13 protein-coding genes are annotated in these 17847 nt (G+C 59.0%); 6 read left to right on the forward strand and 7 right to left on the reverse strand.

Annotation, left to right across the window (positions count from 1 at the left end):
• Positions 1-89 precede the first annotated feature (89 nt).
• On the reverse strand, positions 90-1991 hold the full coding sequence (locus AACP62_RS03320) for an FAD-dependent oxidoreductase (protein ID WP_339346290.1): 1902 nt from the start codon (positions 1989-1991) through the stop codon (positions 90-92).
• Between the two features lie 78 nt (positions 1992-2069).
• Here AACP62_RS03320 and AACP62_RS03325 point away from each other — a divergent pair, with 78 nt between their 5' ends.
• Positions 2070-2414, forward strand: coding sequence for an MGMT family protein (locus AACP62_RS03325; protein WP_024626499.1), 345 nt, complete (start codon positions 2070-2072; stop codon positions 2412-2414).
• On the opposite strand, the gene AACP62_RS03330 is transcribed toward AACP62_RS03325, so the two are convergent.
• The 4 genes from AACP62_RS03330 to AACP62_RS03345 form a co-directional block, all read right to left on the reverse strand.
• On the reverse strand, positions 2330-3991 hold the full coding sequence (locus AACP62_RS03330) for a DNA-processing protein DprA (protein ID WP_339346293.1): 1662 nt from the start codon (positions 3989-3991) through the stop codon (positions 2330-2332). The two genes, AACP62_RS03325 and AACP62_RS03330, sit on opposite strands and share 85 nt — an antisense overlap.
• 1 nt (position 3992) lies before the next feature.
• Positions 3993-5579 (reverse strand): YifB family Mg chelatase-like AAA ATPase, encoded by a 1587-nt coding sequence (locus AACP62_RS03335; RefSeq protein ID WP_339346295.1) that lies wholly within the window; start codon positions 5577-5579, stop codon positions 3993-3995.
• Positions 5579-6097: a YraN family protein gene (locus tag AACP62_RS03340; protein WP_339346297.1), complete on the reverse strand. Its 519-nt coding sequence runs from the start codon at positions 6095-6097 to the stop codon at positions 5579-5581. The genes AACP62_RS03335 and AACP62_RS03340 overlap by 1 nt, the downstream gene beginning before the upstream one ends.
• A 756-nt stretch (positions 6098-6853) precedes the next feature.
• Positions 6854-7750: a pyridoxamine kinase gene (locus tag AACP62_RS03345; RefSeq protein WP_339346299.1), complete on the reverse strand. Its 897-nt coding sequence runs from the start codon at positions 7748-7750 to the stop codon at positions 6854-6856.
• 267 nt (positions 7751-8017) lie between these two features.
• On the opposite strand from AACP62_RS03345, the gene AACP62_RS03350 reads away from it, so the two are divergent.
• The 3 genes from AACP62_RS03350 (at position 8018) to AACP62_RS03360 (ending at position 13124) form a co-directional block, all read left to right on the forward strand.
• Complete coding sequence (locus AACP62_RS03350) at positions 8018-9337, forward strand: O-acetylhomoserine aminocarboxypropyltransferase/cysteine synthase family protein (protein WP_339346533.1); 1320 nt, start codon at positions 8018-8020, stop codon at positions 9335-9337.
• Between the two features lie 192 nt (positions 9338-9529).
• Positions 9530-10420, forward strand: coding sequence for an ABC transporter ATP-binding protein (locus AACP62_RS03355; RefSeq protein WP_232349507.1), 891 nt, complete (start codon positions 9530-9532; stop codon positions 10418-10420).
• Between the two features lie 10 nt (positions 10421-10430).
• Positions 10431-13124 carry an ABC transporter permease gene (locus AACP62_RS03360; protein WP_339346301.1) on the forward strand — a complete coding sequence of 898 codons (2694 nt, stop codon included), beginning with the start codon at positions 10431-10433 and terminating at the stop codon, positions 13122-13124.
• 169 nt (positions 13125-13293) lie between these two features.
• Here AACP62_RS03360 and AACP62_RS03365 read toward each other — a convergent pair whose 3' ends face one another.
• On the reverse strand, positions 13294-13479 hold the full coding sequence (locus AACP62_RS03365) for a hypothetical protein (RefSeq protein ID WP_339346302.1): 186 nt from the start codon (positions 13477-13479) through the stop codon (positions 13294-13296).
• Between the two features lie 88 nt (positions 13480-13567).
• Here AACP62_RS03365 and AACP62_RS03370 point away from each other — a divergent pair, with 88 nt between their 5' ends.
• Positions 13568-14452: an ABC transporter ATP-binding protein gene (locus tag AACP62_RS03370; RefSeq protein ID WP_339346304.1), complete on the forward strand. Its 885-nt coding sequence runs from the start codon at positions 13568-13570 to the stop codon at positions 14450-14452.
• Positions 14453-14482: 30 nt separating this feature from the next.
• Positions 14483-17131 carry an ABC transporter permease gene (locus tag AACP62_RS03375; RefSeq protein ID WP_339346306.1) on the forward strand — a complete coding sequence of 883 codons (2649 nt, stop codon included), beginning with the start codon at positions 14483-14485 and terminating at the stop codon, positions 17129-17131.
• Between the two features lie 19 nt (positions 17132-17150).
• Here the strand turns inward: AACP62_RS03375 and AACP62_RS03380 are convergent, their stop codons facing one another.
• On the reverse strand, positions 17151-17840 hold the full coding sequence (locus AACP62_RS03380) for a response regulator (protein WP_339346308.1): 690 nt from the start codon (positions 17838-17840) through the stop codon (positions 17151-17153).
• Positions 17841-17847 lie beyond the last annotated feature (7 nt).

A 17847-nucleotide genomic window follows, 5' to 3' on the forward strand; every position in this document is an offset into this window, starting at 1 on the left:
ATTCCATCCTAATCGCTGACTGGCCTGGATAGATGTCGAACAGGTATCTGTCTGAACAGATTGGGCCCAGAGTCCATCATCAGAGTCCATCAGTAGTCGCGGCCCTTGGGAGGCATGTCGACGATATGAACAGGCTGCCAGGAGACGTCTTCCTTGGCATCGATCACGGTGTGAGCCAGATAGTGTTCGTCATCGCGCTGCGGAAAATCGCGGCGATACAGGGCGCCGCGGGATTCCTGACGTTGCAGACTGGCATTCAACACAGCCCGGGCCAGTATCAGCAGGTTGTCCACCTCCATGATGGCGGTGACTTCCTGGTTGAGTACTGCTGTCTCACTGTGCGCATGCAGCTGTTTTGCGTCAGCATCCAGTTGATCCAGACCGCGCAAACCTTTTTCAATGCTGCCCTGATCGCATCGGACGGCAACGGCCTCCTCCATCAGCCCTCCTAGTCGGCCCATCAGCGCATAAGGGTTGTTCAGGCTGGCCTCGTCACCGGGGTCGGAGGCTTCGCCTTGGTCGTCAGCCAATGCTGGTTCCGAGGGTTCGCCGTTGCTTGCGCCAGCCAGCAACTCGTCCAGGAAGGCCTGACGCTTTTGCAGAGCTTGTGTGAGCGGAGATGTGTCGGTCGTGTCGTTTGTCTCGTCGGCTTTGGATATGGCGGCGGCGATGGTCTGCCCGGTCCTGGTGCCAAAGAGGCAGGCGTCCAGCAGGGAGTTGCCGCCCAGTCGGTTGGCCCCGTGAACGCTGACACAGGAGCATTCCCCGGCGGCGAACAGTCCGTCGACGATTCGACGGTGGCCGTTCTGCCAGCGGTAGACGCGACCACGATCGGTAATGGGAATGCCTCCCATGGTGTAGTGGGCGGTGGGTTTGACCGGAACCAGATCCACAGTGGGATCCAGGTGGGCGTAGCGATGGATGGTCTCGGTGACCTGGGGGAGCAGGGCAGCCATGCGTTGGGCATCAATGCCGGTCATGTCCAGCCAGACGCAATCATGAGGCCCGTCCGGGTCCGATGGATCGGCCACCCCGCGACCTGCATCAATTTCGGCCATGATGGAACGGCTGACCACATCCCTGGCGGCCAGGTCGCCGTGTCCCGGCGCATAGTCCTGCATGAAGGCCCGGCCCTGACTGTTCCTGAGCACGCCGCCTTCTGCGCGGGAAGCCTCCGACAGCAGGATGCCGGTGTGGCCCAGGCCGGTGGGATGGAATTGGATGAACTCCACATCCTCCAGTTGCAGACCGGCCTGCAGGGCGAGCGCCATGCCGTCACCGGTCAAATCCCAGGAGTTGGAAGTCGTATGGAAGAGTCGGCCTGCCCCACCCGTGCACAGGACGATATTGTCGGCTTGGATGGCCTGCAGCTTGCCGGCGTGGGTGTCCAGGACGATCAGTCCACGGGCCTGGCCGCCGGTTTCCTCATCAGCAGGCGGATCCACGACCAGATCGGTCACGTACCATTCCTCAGCGAACTCGACTCCTTGACGCAGGCACTGCTGCCAGAGGGCGTGGAGGATCTGGTGGCCGATACGGTCGGCTGCATAGGCTGCCCTCCTGACTGGATGGCCGCCATAATCGGCGGTATGGCCGCCAAACTTCCGCTGGGCGATGTGCCCGTCTTCGGTTCTTGAGAAGGCCACCCCGTCATGCTCCAGTTCGATGACGATCCCCGGGGCCTGCTCGGCCAGAATCCGCACGGCATCCTGGTCAGCCAGCCAATCGCTACCCTTGATGGTGTCGTAGTAGTGCCAATGCCAGTCATCCTTTTCCTGATTGCCTAGGCTGGCCGCGATACCACCTTCTGCTGAGCCGGTGTGGGACCGCAGGGGTTGCAGCTTGGAGACGACCAGGACCTTTGGCGACAAGCTGCTTTCGCTTCTGTTGCTCTCCAGATCCCTGTACAGTCCCAGGGCGGTTGACAACCCGGCCGCCCCGGCTCCGACGATGACGGCATCATAGCGGCTTCTGACCTTCTGCGGATTCATACCATTGATACTGTCACAACCCGTTGATAGTGGTGGCCCTTCAGGTCCATGTCTGCTTACGCGGGCAGAATGGGTCTTATGACCGAACTTTCCTTCTCCCAGCAGGTGTATCAGGTCGTCAGGCGGATCCCTCGCGGCAAGGTAGCCACCTACGGTCAGGTCGCCTCCCTGACTGGTCACCCACGCAACGCCAGGTTCGTAGGTTATGCGCTTCATGACAACCCCGAACCCGGGGTGATTCCCTGTCATCGCGTGGTCTTCCGCGATGGTTCTTTGGCGCCGGGATTCGCTTTTGGCGGTCCTGAACGTCAGCGTCAGCTGCTGGAGGATGAGGGCGTTCATTTTGTTCCTCCGCGTAGTGACGAGTCGGCTGGTGCAGACGGCTGGGTGGTGGATTTGGACCGCTGCCGCTGGCAGGCCTGACTCTTCGGGTGCTCAGCTACGACGCATCCGTCCTGCATGTTGATCAGACCACGAATCTCCAGGGATCCCAGCAGTTGCATCAGATGTCTGACGGAGAGCTCGCGTCCTTGATTCGCCAGCTCAGCGCGAAGCTGTCCCGTCATGGGCGGACCATTCCGACGCTGGCAGGTGCGGATAGCCGCCAGCACGGTTGCCTCTTCCTTGGTTAGGCGCTCGTCATCTGCTTTTTTGCATTCACTGTCAGTCCCCGAATTTGATGGCTGGGTTGAAGATTCCTCTCTGTTCTGAGAGTGGGTTGAAGGTCCGTCTCTACCAGTCCGGGATTGTTTGAGCACGGTTGGGTCCGGTTGACCGCCGTTGATGGTCTGGGCCGGATGATCCGAACCAACCGTCGGTGTGTGTCGCGCGTTCTGTCTGTTCGTTTGGTTACCGCGTGATTTGGCGGTATTGACTGAAGCGGAGGCTTCTTGACGGACGGACTTGCCGGGGTGAACCGGTCCATGGGCAGGGTGGCAAATGTCTCGGATGTCGGATGCAGACAGGAGTAGCTCCGCCTTGCCCTCATGGATGAGCCGGTTGCAGCCGGTGTTTTCCGGTTGATCGATTCTGCCAGGAGCGGCCAGTACGCGACGACCCAATTCGACGCCCCAGTTGGCTGTGTTCAACGCGCCTGATCTGTGCCGTGCCTGTGCCACCACGATATCGGAGGCTAGGGCGGCGATGATCCGGTTCCGCAGCAGGAACCGACGCGCCTCGGGGATGGTTCCGGGTGGTAACTCGCTGATCAGTGCGCCGCCATCTGCCTCGATGTTTTCGAACAGACGACTGTTGCGTTTGGGACCCATGTGCAGCAAGCCTCCGGCAAAAACGGCGACTGTGCGTCCGCCACCAGCGGCCAGGGCTCCCCAGTGAGCGGCGGCATCCGTGCCCATGGCCCCGCCGGAGACGACCAGGTGGCCTTCGCCGGCAGCCTTCCTGGCTATCTGGTGAGCAATGGACCGGCCATACTCGTCACATGTTCTTGACCCGACCACGGCCAAGGGTCGGTCACAGCAGATCAATGTTTCGGGATTGCCTTGCCCCCACAGGCAGAGGGGAGGGGCCCAGTCGGAGCGGCGTGCCAGGTCATCCACCTGGCCTGGCCAGCAGGGATCGCTTGGGGTCATCACCCAGAATCGGCCACCGCCAGTCATCATGGTCCGCACCTGGTCGGTGTCCATGGCAAGCGAGGGTGTCAGGCGTCTCCGCCAGGAGTTGCTGATCTTGTGGAACCGGGTGAGGTCCTCGGGGCTCGTTTGTCGTCCCCACCGAGCCGTCCCCTTCAGAAATCGTTCGTCCAGTCTCGTGCGAGCAGCATCATGATGGCTGTCAGTCCCTGCCTGGTTTGGCGCTCTTAGTTCGATCAGATTTCGACAAAGGTCGGCCGCCTGGTCCGAGCCTAGAAGACAAGCAATCATAAAAGCATCGGGACCATCTGCCGCTAGAGTCAACACGGTTCTGGCAAGCCAGTCGCTTTCGACCATGGCCATCGGTAGCGGCTGGCCGTCGGGCATGGGCTTCATCATGGGTTGGGCCATCTCAGACGGCCCTTGTTCTGAGCAGGATGCCGGTGGTCACATCGTCGGCACCGGGGCTGGTCCGCCCGTCCAGGTCTGCCAGAGTCCATGCCAGGCGCATGGTCCGGTCGGCACCTCGCAGGCTGATCCGTTGCTTGCGCAAGGCCTGGTCGACAACCGAACGTGCCTTGGCTGATGTGTTCTGACGCAGCCATTCGCCGCTGATCTGAGCGTTGCAGGTCCAACCTTCCTTGTGGAAACGCTCTGTTGCTGTCTGGCGGGCGCGGGTCACACGCTGGCGGATCTGAGCGCTGTGCTGCCGTGGACGGTGGTCGTCGAATCCCGGGTCGGTCACCGGGGGGACCGTGGTCTGGATGTCGATGCGGTCCATAATGGGTCCTGAGAGCCTGTTCCAGTAGCGGAGGCGTTCGCGGGGCGTGCAGGTGCAGCGCTCGCCGGTGCCGTATCCGTATCCGCAGGGGCAGGGGTTGGCGGCCATGACCAACTGGAACCGAGCCGGGAAGGTGGTGCTGCCCTTGGCCCGGGACAGGAAGATTCGTCCGATTTCCAGGGGCTCGCGCAGGGATTGGATGACCCTTGGAGAGAACTCCGGAGCCTCGTCCATAAAGAGGACGCCGCGGTGGGCACGGGTGATGGCACCGGGGGTGGCTAGTCCGGCGCCGCCTCCGACCATGGCCGCCATGGAGATCGTATGATGCGGAGCCTCGAAGGGTGGCACATCGGTGATCCCATACTGGCTCAGCGTGCCGCACAGCGATCGAATGGAGGCCACCTCCAGCTGTTGGACAGCGTCCAAGGCGGGCATGATGCTGGGAAGCCTTGCTGCAAGCATGCTCTTGCCGGCTCCTGGAGGGCCGACCATGAGCATGTGGTGACCGCCGGCTGCAGCCACCATCATGGCCCACTTGGTCTCCTCCTGGCCAATCACGTCAGCCATATCCGGCTTGGGCGGAGATGGGTCGGCATTGGCGGGGGAGCTGTCTTCATGACCTGAGTTATTGGGATGCACACTCGCTATGGCGGTCGACTTATCAGAGTCTTGGCGATTATCTGCTTCGGAGATGGCGATCCTACTTCGTCCGCCCAAGGCCTGGATAAGCTGGCCCAGGTGGCGTAGTCCCACGACCTCGATATCGGGTACTAGATGAGCTTCATCCAGGTTGTCTGCAGGGACGAAAGCTCGTGTGATTCCCTGAGCTCTGGCCTGCGTCAGGATGGGGAGCAGACCGTTGATGGGCAGAATCGTGCCATCCAGGTTGAGTTCGCCCAATATGACCGTATGGTCCAGGCCTTCCGTCGGCAGTGCTCCGCCGGCTTCGAGGACACTGGTCGCAATGGCCAGGTCGTGTGAGGAACCATGCTTGGGCTTTGAAGCTGGGGACATGTTGACGGTGACCCTGGTTTGCGGCCACCGGAACCCACAGGCCGAGCAGGCGGATTTAACCCGTTCCCTTGACTCCGACAAGGAGGCATCCGGCAGGCCGATGATGGAGAAGTAGGGCAGCCCTGGGGAGATGAAGGACTGTACATGGATCAGAAAGGCCTTGAGGCCTATCAATCCCACGGATTCAGCGGATCCAAGACGCATCAGAAGGCCTCCCTGGTGTGCCTGAGGAAGACTGATCCCGGATTCCATCCGCCCTTGCCCGAACAGTTGGATCCTGTGGCGGCCTCGGCGGATGCCTGACTGGAAGCCAGGGGATAGGGGTTCTCGGAATGCAGGCTTCTGCCAGGGTCGGACTTGACTGACAGGCTGATGACATCGAAACGGGTGCCGCGATGCCGTGCGCTGGGATCTCGGTCATGGCTGATCAGCCATTGGACTGCGGCGCGACGAAGGTGGGTCTGCTTGCGCGGGCCGACAGCCTGTTCTGGGGATCCGAACCGACCGGTGCGTCTGGTTTTGACCTCAACGAATACCAGAGTCGCCTCCGGATCCAGTGCGATGATGTCCAGCTCGCCGAACCGGCTTCTCCAATTTCGGGCTAGAATCTTCCAATTGCGTTGCCGCAGCCACTGGCAGGCGTAGTCCTCGCCCAAACGTCCGAGTTCTCGGCTGCTTACGCCCTTGGCCCTGATCTGTCGCTCAACATCTGCCAGCTCCATGTCGATGGATTCACAGTTGCTCGTATGTAACCTTGTTCTTCCAGGCCGCCTGGTTTCTGGATTGTCGGCGGAGCTGGTGGAAGTAGGCAGAGCGCTTATGGGTTGCGCGACCGTTGAGTCTGGGGTCTTAATATCGGCGTCAGTGCTGCCACCCCGGTCGTCGAAAACTGTGCGGAGATTACTTGGTCTAGTCAGTGCTTGTGTGTCCATGTTTCTAGGAGACCACTGGAGGGAAGTCGGTGACTAGTCGAACCAGGCATGTGGTCGAATGAACCAGCGCATGCACGAAAGTGGATGAACGAGTGGATTGACGATGCTGATGCTGTAGCTATCGCACTCATCTCTGCATCAGGCAGAGGCGGCAGAGGCAAGAAGGACCGAAACAAAAACCAAGGTGGACAGAAACCAAGCAAAGCGGGACTAAGTCAAGCGGAACTTAGGAAACAGAAACCATGGGAATAGAAACGAGTGATACCAGGTAAAGCAAATAAACCAGGGGAGCGGGGCAACAGGCAGTCAAAAGGACCAGAAGCAAAGAGATAAGAGAGGCCGGAAGACATCGCCGGCGGATTCGCTGGCAACGCCTTCCGGCCTGCTGTGGTCAACTATCCTTATGACTGATTGATCACCTTGTCAGCCGAGTATTTGTCTGAAAGGAATGCGGTGATTGGGGCGGTCTGGGTTCCATTTGTCCACCCTTGTCTTCCGCTCTTGACAAATGCCCGGACTCTTAGGCGATTTTCACCGGCCTCGGGCTCACTGCTCCTGCATCAGAGCAGTCATCTGCCCCAGATCCAGCTCGAAGCTGACCCCGCGCTGCTGATAGTCGGGCTGATTGCGTGTGTGCTGCATGGCCGAGCGGACGAATTCGCCGGCGATCCGGGCGGCATCGGCCAGTCCTCGCCCCGCAAAGAGCGCCCCGCAGAGGCTGGAGGCGAAGGCATCGCCGGTTCCATGGATCATGAAGGGCAGCTTGTCGTGGACCAGTTCGGTGCGCTCGCTGACTCCGCCATGATCCGCTGAGGCCACGAAGTTGCGCAGCTTGCCATCCTTCCGGTCGATGCCCTTGATGATGACATTTTTCGCGCCCATGTCCAGCAGGCGGCCCAGACGCTGGCCAACCTGGGCGTCGTCGAGGTCCTGGCCTTCGTAGTCGATGCCGGTCAGCAGACTGACCTCGGTCAGGTTGGGCATGAGCAGGTCGGCTCCATCGACCAGATTGGTCACGGCCCGGCACATCTCCTCGGTGTAGGTGGGGTACATGGATCCGCCGTCGCCCATGACCGGGTCGACCAGCCGCAGGGCCCTGGGGTATTCCCGATACATGCGCTGGATGATGTCGACCTGCTCGGCGCTGCCCAGGAACCCGCTGTAGATCCCGTCCAGCTCGACGCCCTCCTTCTGCCAGGCATCCAGGTATCCCGGCAGCATCTCGGTGGTGTCGTGGAAGGTGTAGTCCTTGAACATGGTGTGTGCGCTGAACAGGGCCGTGGGTACCGGGCAAACGTCGCATCCGGCAGCCGAAAGGATGGGGATGGCGGCCGTCAGCGAGCACTTGCCATACCCGCACATGTCATGCACAGCGGCGACTCGGGGGATGTACTTGCTGTCGCGCTGGTAGAGCCTGTTCTGATCGTCCGTCTGTCCGGCCATCTTTTGAACTCCTTCATGCCTGCTGAGGCTGTTCGCAGCGGAGCCTTCTCCGTTGCTTACTTGACTCTACAGCGAAGGGGTTAAACGGGTACCTCCGCGTGTGCAATGTCGAGACGGAAAAGGCCTGCTTCCAACCTTCTGGAAGCTGTTATAAAAAAGGACGATACCGAAAAGTCCATTCTGGCTTGAACAGAGGGGCTTGTGCCGCTTATGGTCACATTCAAGAACTTGGAAGAGGACGCACGTCACCAACAGATAGGAATCGACATGACCGACCAGAACCCGCACAAGTACCATTTCGAGACGCTTCAGCTCCACGTGGGTCAGGAGCAGGCCGACCCCGCCACTGATTCCCGGGCCGTGCCCATCTACGCCACCACCAGCTACGTCTTCCACGACTTCGACCACGCCGAGGCCCGATTCGCGTTGAAGGACCCTGGCAACATCTACGGACGTCTGACCAACTCCACCCAGGGGGTCTTCGAGGACAGGATCGCCGCCCTGGAGAACGGTACCGCCGGTTTGGCCGTGGCCTCGGGAGCAGCCGCTGTGGAGTATGCCTTCCGGAACATCACCCAGACCGGGGACCATATCGTGTCATCCAAGAACATCTACGGCGGAACCTTCAACCTCCTCAAGCACACCCTGCCCCGTGATGGTGTCGAGACCACCTTCGTGGATCCTTCGGATCCGTCCAACTTCGAGCCGGCCATCCAGGAGAACACCAAGCTGGTATTCTTCGAGACCTTCGGCAACCCCAATGCGGACCTGCCCGACTTTGAGGCCATCTCCAAGATCGCCCATGACCACAACCTGCCGGTGATTGTCGACAACACCTTCGCCACTCCTTACCTGTTCCGGCCGCTGGAGCACGGAGCTGACATCGTCGTGGAATCGGCCACCAAGTTCATCGGCGGCCATGGCACCACCCTGGGCGGGGTCGTCGTGGAAGGCGGCCGGTTCGACTGGGCGGCAGTGCCCGGCAAGTTCCCCACCTTGACTGAACCCGACCCCAGCTACCACGGTCTGCGCTTCTACCAGGATCTGGGGGCTGCGGCCTTCGTCACCCGCATTCGCGCCATTCTCCTGCGTGACACCGGCGCCGTCATCTCGCCCTTTGCAGCCTTCCTCCTCCTGCAGGGGACCGAGACGCTCTCGCTGAGGGTTGAGCGCCACGTTGAGAACGCCTTGAAGGTGGTGGATTACCTGCAGACCGTGCCGGAGGTGGAGTCGGTCAGCCACCCGGCCATCGAGGGCCGTCCCGACCACGAGCTCTACAAGCGCTACTTCCCCAACGGCGCTGGCTCCATCTTCACCTTCGATCTGAAGGGCGGCAAGGATGCGGCCAGGGTCTTCATCAACAACCTGCATCTCTTCTCCCTCCTGGCCAACGTGGCTGATGTGAAGTCGCTGGCCATCCACCCGGCATCGACCACCCACTCTCAGGAGACACCGGAGGAGCTGGAGGATCAGGCCATCCATCCCGGTACCATCAGGCTCTCCATCGGCACAGAGAACATCGAGGACATTCTGGACGACCTCAAGGGTGCCTTCCAGGCATTGAAGGAGTCCGGACTGGCCAAGTAGCCAGCAATTAAACTTCCTTCTTGGTGCCATATCTGCGCGATATATGACCGAGAAGGCACAGAAGCAGAAGGTGCCTGTCGAAACCTCATTACGTTTCGATGGGCGCCTTTGCATATGCCTCCCCTTCCTTCTCCAGTGGCAGACAGCACCTGACCAGTGAGGTGGCAATATTGCGGTAGGTAAGATGGAAGCATGAAACATGGAGCAAAGACGAGGGCGTCTTCCGATCCGTCGTCCGGTGCGGGGAAACCGAGGCAGATAGCTCAGGTGGCCATCAAGGCCAAGGGACTGACCAAGGACTATGGTAGTGGGGAGAACCTGGTCCATGCCCTGCGGGGCGTTGATGTCGAATTCGAACGGGGCAGGTTCACGGTCATCATGGGTCCTTCCGGGTCGGGCAAGTCCACCCTCATGCATACCTTGGCCGGCTTGGACACCGTTACCTCCGGACATGTCTACCTGAACGGGACCGATGCCGCCGGTGTGAAGGGCAGGCGAGCCCGTCGTCAAGGAGGGCGGAGGGGAGTGGTCGACCTGACCAAGCTCAACGACAATCAGCTGACCCTCTTGAGGCGCCAGAGTCTGGGCTTCATTTTCCAGAGTTTCAACCTCCTGCCCATGTTTACGGCCAAGCAGAACATCCTCATGCCTCTGATCCTGGATGGGGCCAAGCCAGACACAGCCTGGTTGGACGTTTTGGCCAAGACCCTGGGCTTGGAGGAGAGGCTGAGTCACCGACCCAGCGAGCTTTCTGGCGGTCAGCAGCAGCGTGTGGCCATCGCCAGGGCCCTCATCACCAAGCCTTCCATTGTCTTTGCAGACGAACCCACCGGAAACCTGGACACGGCCTCTTCGACCGAAGTGCTCAGCTTCTTGCGGGATTCGGTCCGCGAGTTGGGGCAGACCATCATCATGGTCACGCATGATGTCTTTGCGGCCTCCTTTGCCGACCGGGCTTTGGTATTTGCGGATGGGCGAATCGTGGCAGACCAGGACAGACCCACTATGGATTCCATGAACGCCCTGCTCTCCGAGGAAGTCATGGCCTCTACAGCTACAGCTGACTCGGCTGCTCATCGCTGAGGGAACGCTTATGTGGTTCGTTGCTAGAAAAATGATGCGGCATGACCTGGGCATGATGGTTCCCGCCGGCATCGCCATTGTCGTCGGAACGCTGTTTATCGCCATGACCTTCCTCTTCGGCAACACTATGGATGTTTCCATGCGGCGTATGGTCTCATCCGATGCTGCCCAGGCCAACTACGCCATCATCCCAGCGGAAGGCAACCATTCAGAGCAGAAAAGGGTGAAGGACTTCAAAACAGAGGAGCTGGCAAAAGTCTCAGGCGTTCACGCAGTCAGATCAGACACCCAGCTCATGGTGGATGTCCGCGCCGGCATGGTCAAGAGCGAGAGCGTGATTGCCATTCCTATGGCGGATTCATCGCTGATGCCGGTTGGTCTGTCCAAGGGATCCTGGCCCAGTGCTGATGACCAGGTGGTCCTACCCGGGCCGACTGTGTCCAGGCTCAAGCTTTCCCTGGGTGACAAGGTGAATCTGAACCTGTCGCCTAACATGCTGTATATTTCTGAGGACCTTGGGCCGAAAGGGCAAGCCAGCGCTGACCAGGTTGCGGGTAGGTTCGTATCGAGGCCGCTGACCTTGTCGGGTATCAGTGCGAACCAGGGCAACGAGGGCGACAGGTTTGGCGAATCGGGCGGCGCAATCGTGCTGACCCCCAAGACCATAGATGCCTTGATGACGACAGCAGGTCTTGGCAACATGGGTAACCTGTATGCCCAGAACATCTACCTGAATGTTGGCGGGCCGGGCAGCGACCTCGATGGGAGTCTGGCCTCTTTGCGCAAGCTCATGCCTTCCGGCTATTCCCTTGAAGACCGTCACACTATGGAGGACCGACTGGTCAAGACCGCGCTCGGCGGTTCCCAAAACCCCGTGACCACCTTTCTTCTGGTATTCGGCATGCTGGCCATGTTCGTGGCTGCCACCGTCATAGCCAACACCTTCCAGGTCATGGTCGCTCGGCAACGTCGCTACCTGGCCCTCCTGAGGACGATTGGCGCCAATAAGAGCCAGGTCAGGGCCAGCGTCCTGATGCGTTCCATCATCCTGGGCGCTGTGGCCTCCCTGATCGGGGTCGGCGCCGCCATCGGCATCATGGCCATTCTGGGTGCAGCCAAGGCTCATACGAGTTCCCTCTACTTCCAATTGAAGTTGACTCCGGCAGTTATCCTGGTGCCTCTCGTTTTCGGCATCGTCGTTACGGTTTTGGCCTCCCTGGGATCTTCATGGGCCGCCACCAGGGTCAGTCCTTTGGAGGCGCTGAGGCCTGCCGATCTTTTGCAGAACAAGCGGACGAGCAGAATACGACTGTTTGTCAGCGTGGTCATGATTCTGCTGGGCATCACCATGACGGTCTGGTCTCTCTGGCAGGTCAGGCTCAATGTCACGGCAGACAAGGCCAGCAAGGTATCTGGAGATGGACCCAACATTGTTGCCGTGATGGCCGTCATCGGCATCGTCCTTGCCTTCCTAGGTATCCTTCTCAGTGCCAATCGTTGGATTCCTTTCATGCTCAAGGGAGTCGGGTCCCTGGTTTCGCGGATTGGGCCCTCGTCCACAATCGCCGTGGCTAACATTGCACGGAATCATTCCCGTGTGGCGGCAACAGGTACCGCCCTCCTGATCGGCGTAACGCTGGTCGCCACCCTGACTACAGGCGCCGCCAGCGCCAAGCAGACCATGGACGACATGATGGATGAGCACTACTCGGTCGATCTGCAGATCAGCGCCGATGGCCTGGATACCAAGGCTTTGAACGCCATTCGACAAATCGACGGGGTCGCGCAGGCAGAACTGGTGCCCCAATATGCTGCCATGGTCAAATCAGGCGGCGAGAACGGCGCAGGAATGACTATTTTCGCCCTGGATTCGAACATGATCGATCGCCTCCTGAATGCCAAGGTCGGCCAGGATTTTTCTGGACAAGATGCCCTGCTGCTTCCCAAAAGCCTCATGGACAAGCAGAAGGATTTTCATGACGGCGGGAACCTAGGGCTCAATATACTCAACCCGATTCAAGGCGACGCTCAAGGCGGATCCGCAACGGTGGCTCAAAGACTCTTCGTGACCAGTGTCTACGCGCCCTTCCAGGGGATTGATGCCAGTGACTTATATGGCCTGACTGACTCATCATCGCTCAATGGCGCTCAGCCTCAGACCGTGCAGATCTGGGCCAAGGTCGATGGTTCGCCAACAGTCTCGGCGTTCATAGACAAGGTGAAGAGTGCGCTTTCTGGGTATTCGGCTGTTTCTGTGAAGGGCGGGCTGGCTGAGAAGCAACAGTGGGACCGGACCATCGACAACCTGCTCATGATTATCCTGGCCCTGCTGGCGGTGGCAGTTGCCATCGCATTGATTGGCGTGGCCAACACGCTTTCCCTTTCGGTGCTGGAACGCCGGCGTGAGTCCGCCACCCTGCGGGCCATTGGGATGACACGCAAGCAGATCAGACGGTCCCTGGCTGTGGAATCAGGGCTGATAGCCCTGGGGTCGTCCTTGTCTGGCCTGGTCCTGGGTCTGCTCTTCGGCTGGGCTGCAGCCTATGAGATCTTCTCCTCTCTGGGGACTGTGGCTTTCCCCATTCCCTGGTCCACTGGACTGGTGATTCTGGTGGTGGCGCTTGTAGCGGCGATCCTGGCAAGCGTCCTGCCAGCAAGACGTGTCAACCGGACTCCACCGGTTGTGGCTCTTGCTGAGGAATGACGGCAAGCAACCAGCGCGCATCACAAGCACCAGCCTTTATCCCAGCGCGCCTTGGTCGGCGCCCGGAATGATTGATTTGTCTCCCCAGATGCCGTCTTCACTGATGCTGCTTGGAAGCGAGCAGGCTTGAGCGAAGGGACCTTGATATTCCTGTAGTCAATCAAGGGGATCAGGGCAATTGTTGCAATCCCTTGGTCCGATGGTTGCATGTCTTGAGGCTCACGTCTTTTGCGCTGAACATGGTGTTCTTCATCTCCCAGATGTCCATCCCCGCCGCCCCGCGTTGATTTGGATGGTGCCAGCCTAACAGGAAGAGTTTTTCAGCGCACTCATCCGTAAGGATGATTGTTTTCATCGCTCCTAGGGACCATATCGCGGCAGCTGATAGCCGCATAGGGTCAGAAGCAGACGGGAGAAAGGCTTCCTGACGGATAAGGAGCACCATGCAGCACAAAGCGGATATCGCGTCTTCGCAAGGGTTAATCGACAGTGCGGGCCCAGGCGTCGCGGGACCACCGGCCGTCAGCGCCAGGCAGCTGACCAAGGATTATGGGCAAGGTTCGAATGCTGTCCATGCCCTACGCGGAATTGATGTGAATTTTGAACGTGGACGGTTCACGGCCATCATGGGGCCTTCAGGTTCGGGCAAGTCAACGTTCATGCACGTTCTAGCAGGTCTGGATACTGTCACCTCTGGCCATGTCTATATGGCCGCTGATCTTTTGCACCCGAAGAGTAGACATTGTCATCATCCATCGATCGATCAGGCCGGCCGAGTCGATCTGACACGACTGGACGACCGTCAGCTGACCCTGATCAGGCGGCGGCATCTGGGATTCATCTTCCAGAGCTTCAACCTGCTGCCTATGTTCACGGCCAAACAGAACATCCTCATGCCGCTGGTACTGGACGGCGTTCGGCCTGACAGCTCGTGGATGGAACAGCTGGTAGAGACGCTGGGTTTGTCGGAGAGGCTGGATCATCTTCCCGGTGAATTATCCGGGGGGCAGCAGCAGCGGGTCGCCATCGCCAGAGCTCTGATAACCAAACCCGGTCTAGTCTTCGCGGACGAACCGACTGGGAACCTGGACCTGGCCGCAAGCACTGGTGTTCTGAAGTTCCTGCGCGATTCCGTACGCGAGCTGAATCAGACAGTCATCATGGTCACCCACGATGCCTATGCCGCATCCTATGCCGACCGTGCGCTGGTCTTCGCCGACGGACAGATCGTTGCCGACCGACAGGATCCGACGGTGAAAGCCATGAACGATCTTCTGGCTGAACAAGTTTCGGCTGGCGCTGCTGTCTATTCCCAGGTACAGGACTAGGGGTGCATTGTGTGGCGGATAACCCGTACGATGATGAAGCGCGATGCGCGAATGATGATGCCGGCTGGTCTGGCCATCGTGATCGGCACCCTCTTTATGTGCCTGACTCTCCTTTTTGGCAACGTGGCGAATGCCTCCATGCGTCGCGAGATCAGCATGGATGCCGGCCAAGCCAATTATGCTGTGACCTCCAGAAGGGATCAGGACAAGCCAATTCTGTTCGACGAGTTCGATAGCAGGGGGCTGTCGAAACTGCAGGGGGTTCGTGGTCTGCGTCCCGATGTCAACCTCATGGTGGATACGGAAGCAAACGGTCAGTCCAGCAAGGGGATTCTGGCGATTATGGGTGCCAGCCAGGAGCTCATGCCTATCGATCTTGTTCGGGGACAATGGCCGGATTCAGACGATCAGGTGGTACTCCCACGTTCCGTCGCCGACAGGCTCCGGGCGGGCCTTGGGGATAAGGTGCACCTCCATCTGTCCCCGTTGATGCTGCCAGAAAAGGACAGTGCTCAGGATTCTTCAAATAAAGAGAGACTTGTTCACCAAGGCACTGTGGACTTGACCATCTCAGGCATCAGCAAGAGCCGTGGTGGACAGTACGACGACTTCGGCGGAGCTGTGGTGCTGACGGGTTCCCGAATTGATCGTCTGCTGACTAAGGCGGGAATGGCTGGACCGGCGTCCCCTCCTGTGGAAAACGTCTATCTGCAGGTTGATGGCCAAGGCAAGGAACTTCAGAACACTCTGCATGAGATCAGTCGATACGTTCCCGACGGATACCGGCTGGAGGACCGTCGCGTAATGGAGGACAGGCTACTCAGTGAGCAGACCGGCAATGGTGTGAACATCATGACTGTCTTCCTCATGACTTTCGGTGTACTGGCCATGGTAGTGGCTGCCTTGGTGATTGCCAACACCTTCCAGATCATGGTGGCCAGACAGCGCAGGTATCTGGCCCTGCTGAGGGTTATTGGTGCGGATCGACGGCAAATCAGGTTAGGCGTGCTGCAGCAGGCACTGCTTCTTGGTGTCATATCGTCCTTGATTGGCATCCTGCTGGCCATGGGCTTGATGGGTCTTGCCGGTTGCCTTGGTTTGCATTCGGGCACCATGGAGCTTGCACTTCTGCTTACTCCTGCTGCCCTTCTGGTTCCATTTGCGCTTGGCGTTCTGGCAACCTTGGTGGCTGCCTTTGGGTCTACTCGTACGGCTATCAGGGTCAGACCGCTTGAAGCCCTGCAGCCAGTGGATTATCAGGAGCAAGGAAGCAGGAAACGGACCGGTCTGCTGATCAGCATCCTGTTGGCGGTCATTGGCATAGCGTTCGTGATCTGGTCCTCTTGGCGTGTCAGGGAGCTAGTCAGGACAAACACCGGCGATACAGTCCAGACCACTAATCAGCAGGAACTCTTGCTGGGTCTCGCGGTATTGGGTGTTTTGCTGATTTTCCTGGGTGCGCTGACCGGTGCGCGTCGCTGGATTCCAGCTCTTCTGCGTTGCCTGGGTAGGCCTGTGTCCCGGATTGGACCATCTTGCAGGGTTGGAGTGGCGAATATCGCTCGAAATCCCTCACGAGTTGCTGCTACAGGTGTTGCTCTCCTGATTGGCGTAACCCTGGTCTCCACTCTGGCTACAGGTGCGGTAACCACTAAACGGACCTTGGCCAAGGATATCGATCAGCGTTATTCCTTGGATATTGAAATATCTGGTCAGGGGCTGAATAAGAATAATGTGCGGGCCATTGAGCGGATCAAAGGTGTCGCGGATGCAGAGCTGGTGCAGCGATTCAATACCAAGGTCGAGTCAGGAGGCCCCTCACAAGATTCCATGACTGTCTATGCCTTGGATACTTCACGGATCAGGCATGTGCTTCATGCCGATCTGGATCCAGATACGCAAAAGTCGGATGCACTGCTGGTATCGACCAGAACGATTTCCAAGCATTCCGGTTACCGGAACGGAAGTCAGTTGAAGTTGTCGATAGCCGATTCTCAGGCGGACGATAAACATGAAAAAGAGGCAGATGCAAGAAGAACGTTGACCGGGGTCTTTGCAGGATTCAGCGGGCTGGATACCAGTGGCGTCTATGCAATCACGGACTCCCGGAATGTCGCTGGGATAAACACCGAGACGCATGAAATCTGGATCAGGACGCAAGGAGATCGCGATGCCGCACTGCTCTTGGATGACATACGTCAGGCTGTCGGAGAGCATGATGACATGGCTATCAGCGGAGGGCTGACGCAAAAGAGGCTATGGGGCGAAAGAATCGATTCCTTGTTGGCGATCATGGTGGCATTGCTGGGCGTTGCCGTCATCATTGCCCTCATAGGGGTCTCCAACACTTTGATGATGTCGGTGCTGGAACGCCGTCGTGAAACCGCCACGCTCAGAGCAATCGGCATGAGCAGCGTCCAGGTTCGCCGATCCTTGGGAGTCGAAGCCTGCATGATTGCCCTAGGAGCCAGTCTGGCTGGAATCGTTCTAGGAATGCTATTCGGGTGGATAGGAGCCTATCAGGTCTTTGTGCCATTAGGATCCGTGACCTTCACCGTGCCATGGTCGGCTTTTGCGCTGATACTGCCAGTGGCCTTGTTGGCTGCGGTGGCAGCCAGTATGCTGCCAGCCAGGGAGGCAGTCAAGGTTTCACCCATTGAGGCGCTCAGTGATGATTGATGCTGACTGATGGCCTGGTTCATACCAGATGGTTTTCGTAAGCGAAGACCACTGCTTGGACACGGTCGCGGGCATTGATTTTCTGGAGAATGTGAGTGACATGGGTTTTCACCGTGGGCAGTGAGATTCCCAGATTGTCGGCAATCTCCTGGTTGCTCAGGCCTTGGGCTATGTGAACCAGGACCTGCAGCTCGCGATCAGTGAGCAGGTCTGCTTCGGGATCGCGATAGGTTGAGCCAGATGGCATGGATCCGGTCGTAGGCATGTCATGGGCCATATGTTCGATTAGGCGTTTTGTAGCCGAAGGGGCGATGATCGCATTGCCCTGGTGAACTGTACGGATGGAGGACAAGAGGGTTTCAGGCTCGGTATCCTTGAGCAGAAATCCTGATGCGCCGGCTTTTATAGCGGCCATGACATATTCGTCAAGATCGAAGGTGGTCAGCACAATGACCCTGGGCTCCGGGCGGTCAGGCGACAAAGCAGTGATCCGGCGGGTGGCTGTCAAACCATCCATGCCGGGCATTCGGACATCCATGAGGATCACATCAGGCCGCAGGCGCGAAGCCAGGTCCACTGCTTGCTCGCCGTCCGCGCCTTGGCCAACCACGGTCATGTCATCCTGGGAGCCGATGACCATGGCAAAGCCAGCCCGGACCAGATCCTGATCATCCACGATGGCAACGCTGATGGGTTCGGTCCGTTCCATAACTTCC

It is taken from the genome of Bifidobacterium apis (assembly GCF_036986835.1).
Taxonomy (GTDB): domain Bacteria; phylum Actinomycetota; class Actinomycetes; order Actinomycetales; family Bifidobacteriaceae; genus Bombiscardovia; species Bombiscardovia apis_A.

Bases quoted from the DNA above. Each gene is read 5' to 3' on its own strand.
- AACP62_RS03355 (WP_232349507.1), top strand. From the start codon at position 9,530: ATGAAACATGGAGCAAAGACGAGGGCGTCTTCCGATCCGTCGTCCGGT.
- AACP62_RS03380 (WP_339346308.1), bottom strand. From the start codon at position 17,840: ATGGAACGGACCGAACCCATCAGCGTTGCCATCGTGGATGATCAGGAT.
- AACP62_RS03375 (WP_339346306.1), top strand. From the start codon at position 14,483: ATGATGAAGCGCGATGCGCGAATGATGATGCCGGCTGGTCTGGCCATC.
- AACP62_RS03320 (WP_339346290.1), bottom strand. From the start codon at position 1,991: ATGAATCCGCAGAAGGTCAGAAGCCGCTATGATGCCGTCATCGTCGGA.
- AACP62_RS03340 (WP_339346297.1), bottom strand. From the start codon at position 6,097: ATGGAGCTGGCAGATGTTGAGCGACAGATCAGGGCCAAGGGCGTAAGC.
- AACP62_RS03360 (WP_339346301.1), top strand. From the start codon at position 10,431: ATGTGGTTCGTTGCTAGAAAAATGATGCGGCATGACCTGGGCATGATG.
- AACP62_RS03370 (WP_339346304.1), top strand. From the start codon at position 13,568: ATGCAGCACAAAGCGGATATCGCGTCTTCGCAAGGGTTAATCGACAGT.
- AACP62_RS03335 (WP_339346295.1), bottom strand. From the start codon at position 5,579: ATGCGTCTTGGATCCGCTGAATCCGTGGGATTGATAGGCCTCAAGGCC.
- AACP62_RS03345 (WP_339346299.1), bottom strand. From the start codon at position 7,750: ATGGCCGGACAGACGGACGATCAGAACAGGCTCTACCAGCGCGACAGC.
- AACP62_RS03350 (WP_339346533.1), top strand. From the start codon at position 8,018: ATGACCGACCAGAACCCGCACAAGTACCATTTCGAGACGCTTCAGCTC.
- AACP62_RS03330 (WP_339346293.1), bottom strand. From the start codon at position 3,991: ATGGCCCAACCCATGATGAAGCCCATGCCCGACGGCCAGCCGCTACCG.
- AACP62_RS03365 (WP_339346302.1), bottom strand. From the start codon at position 13,479: ATGAAAACAATCATCCTTACGGATGAGTGCGCTGAAAAACTCTTCCTG.
- AACP62_RS03325 (WP_024626499.1), top strand. From the start codon at position 2,070: ATGACCGAACTTTCCTTCTCCCAGCAGGTGTATCAGGTCGTCAGGCGG.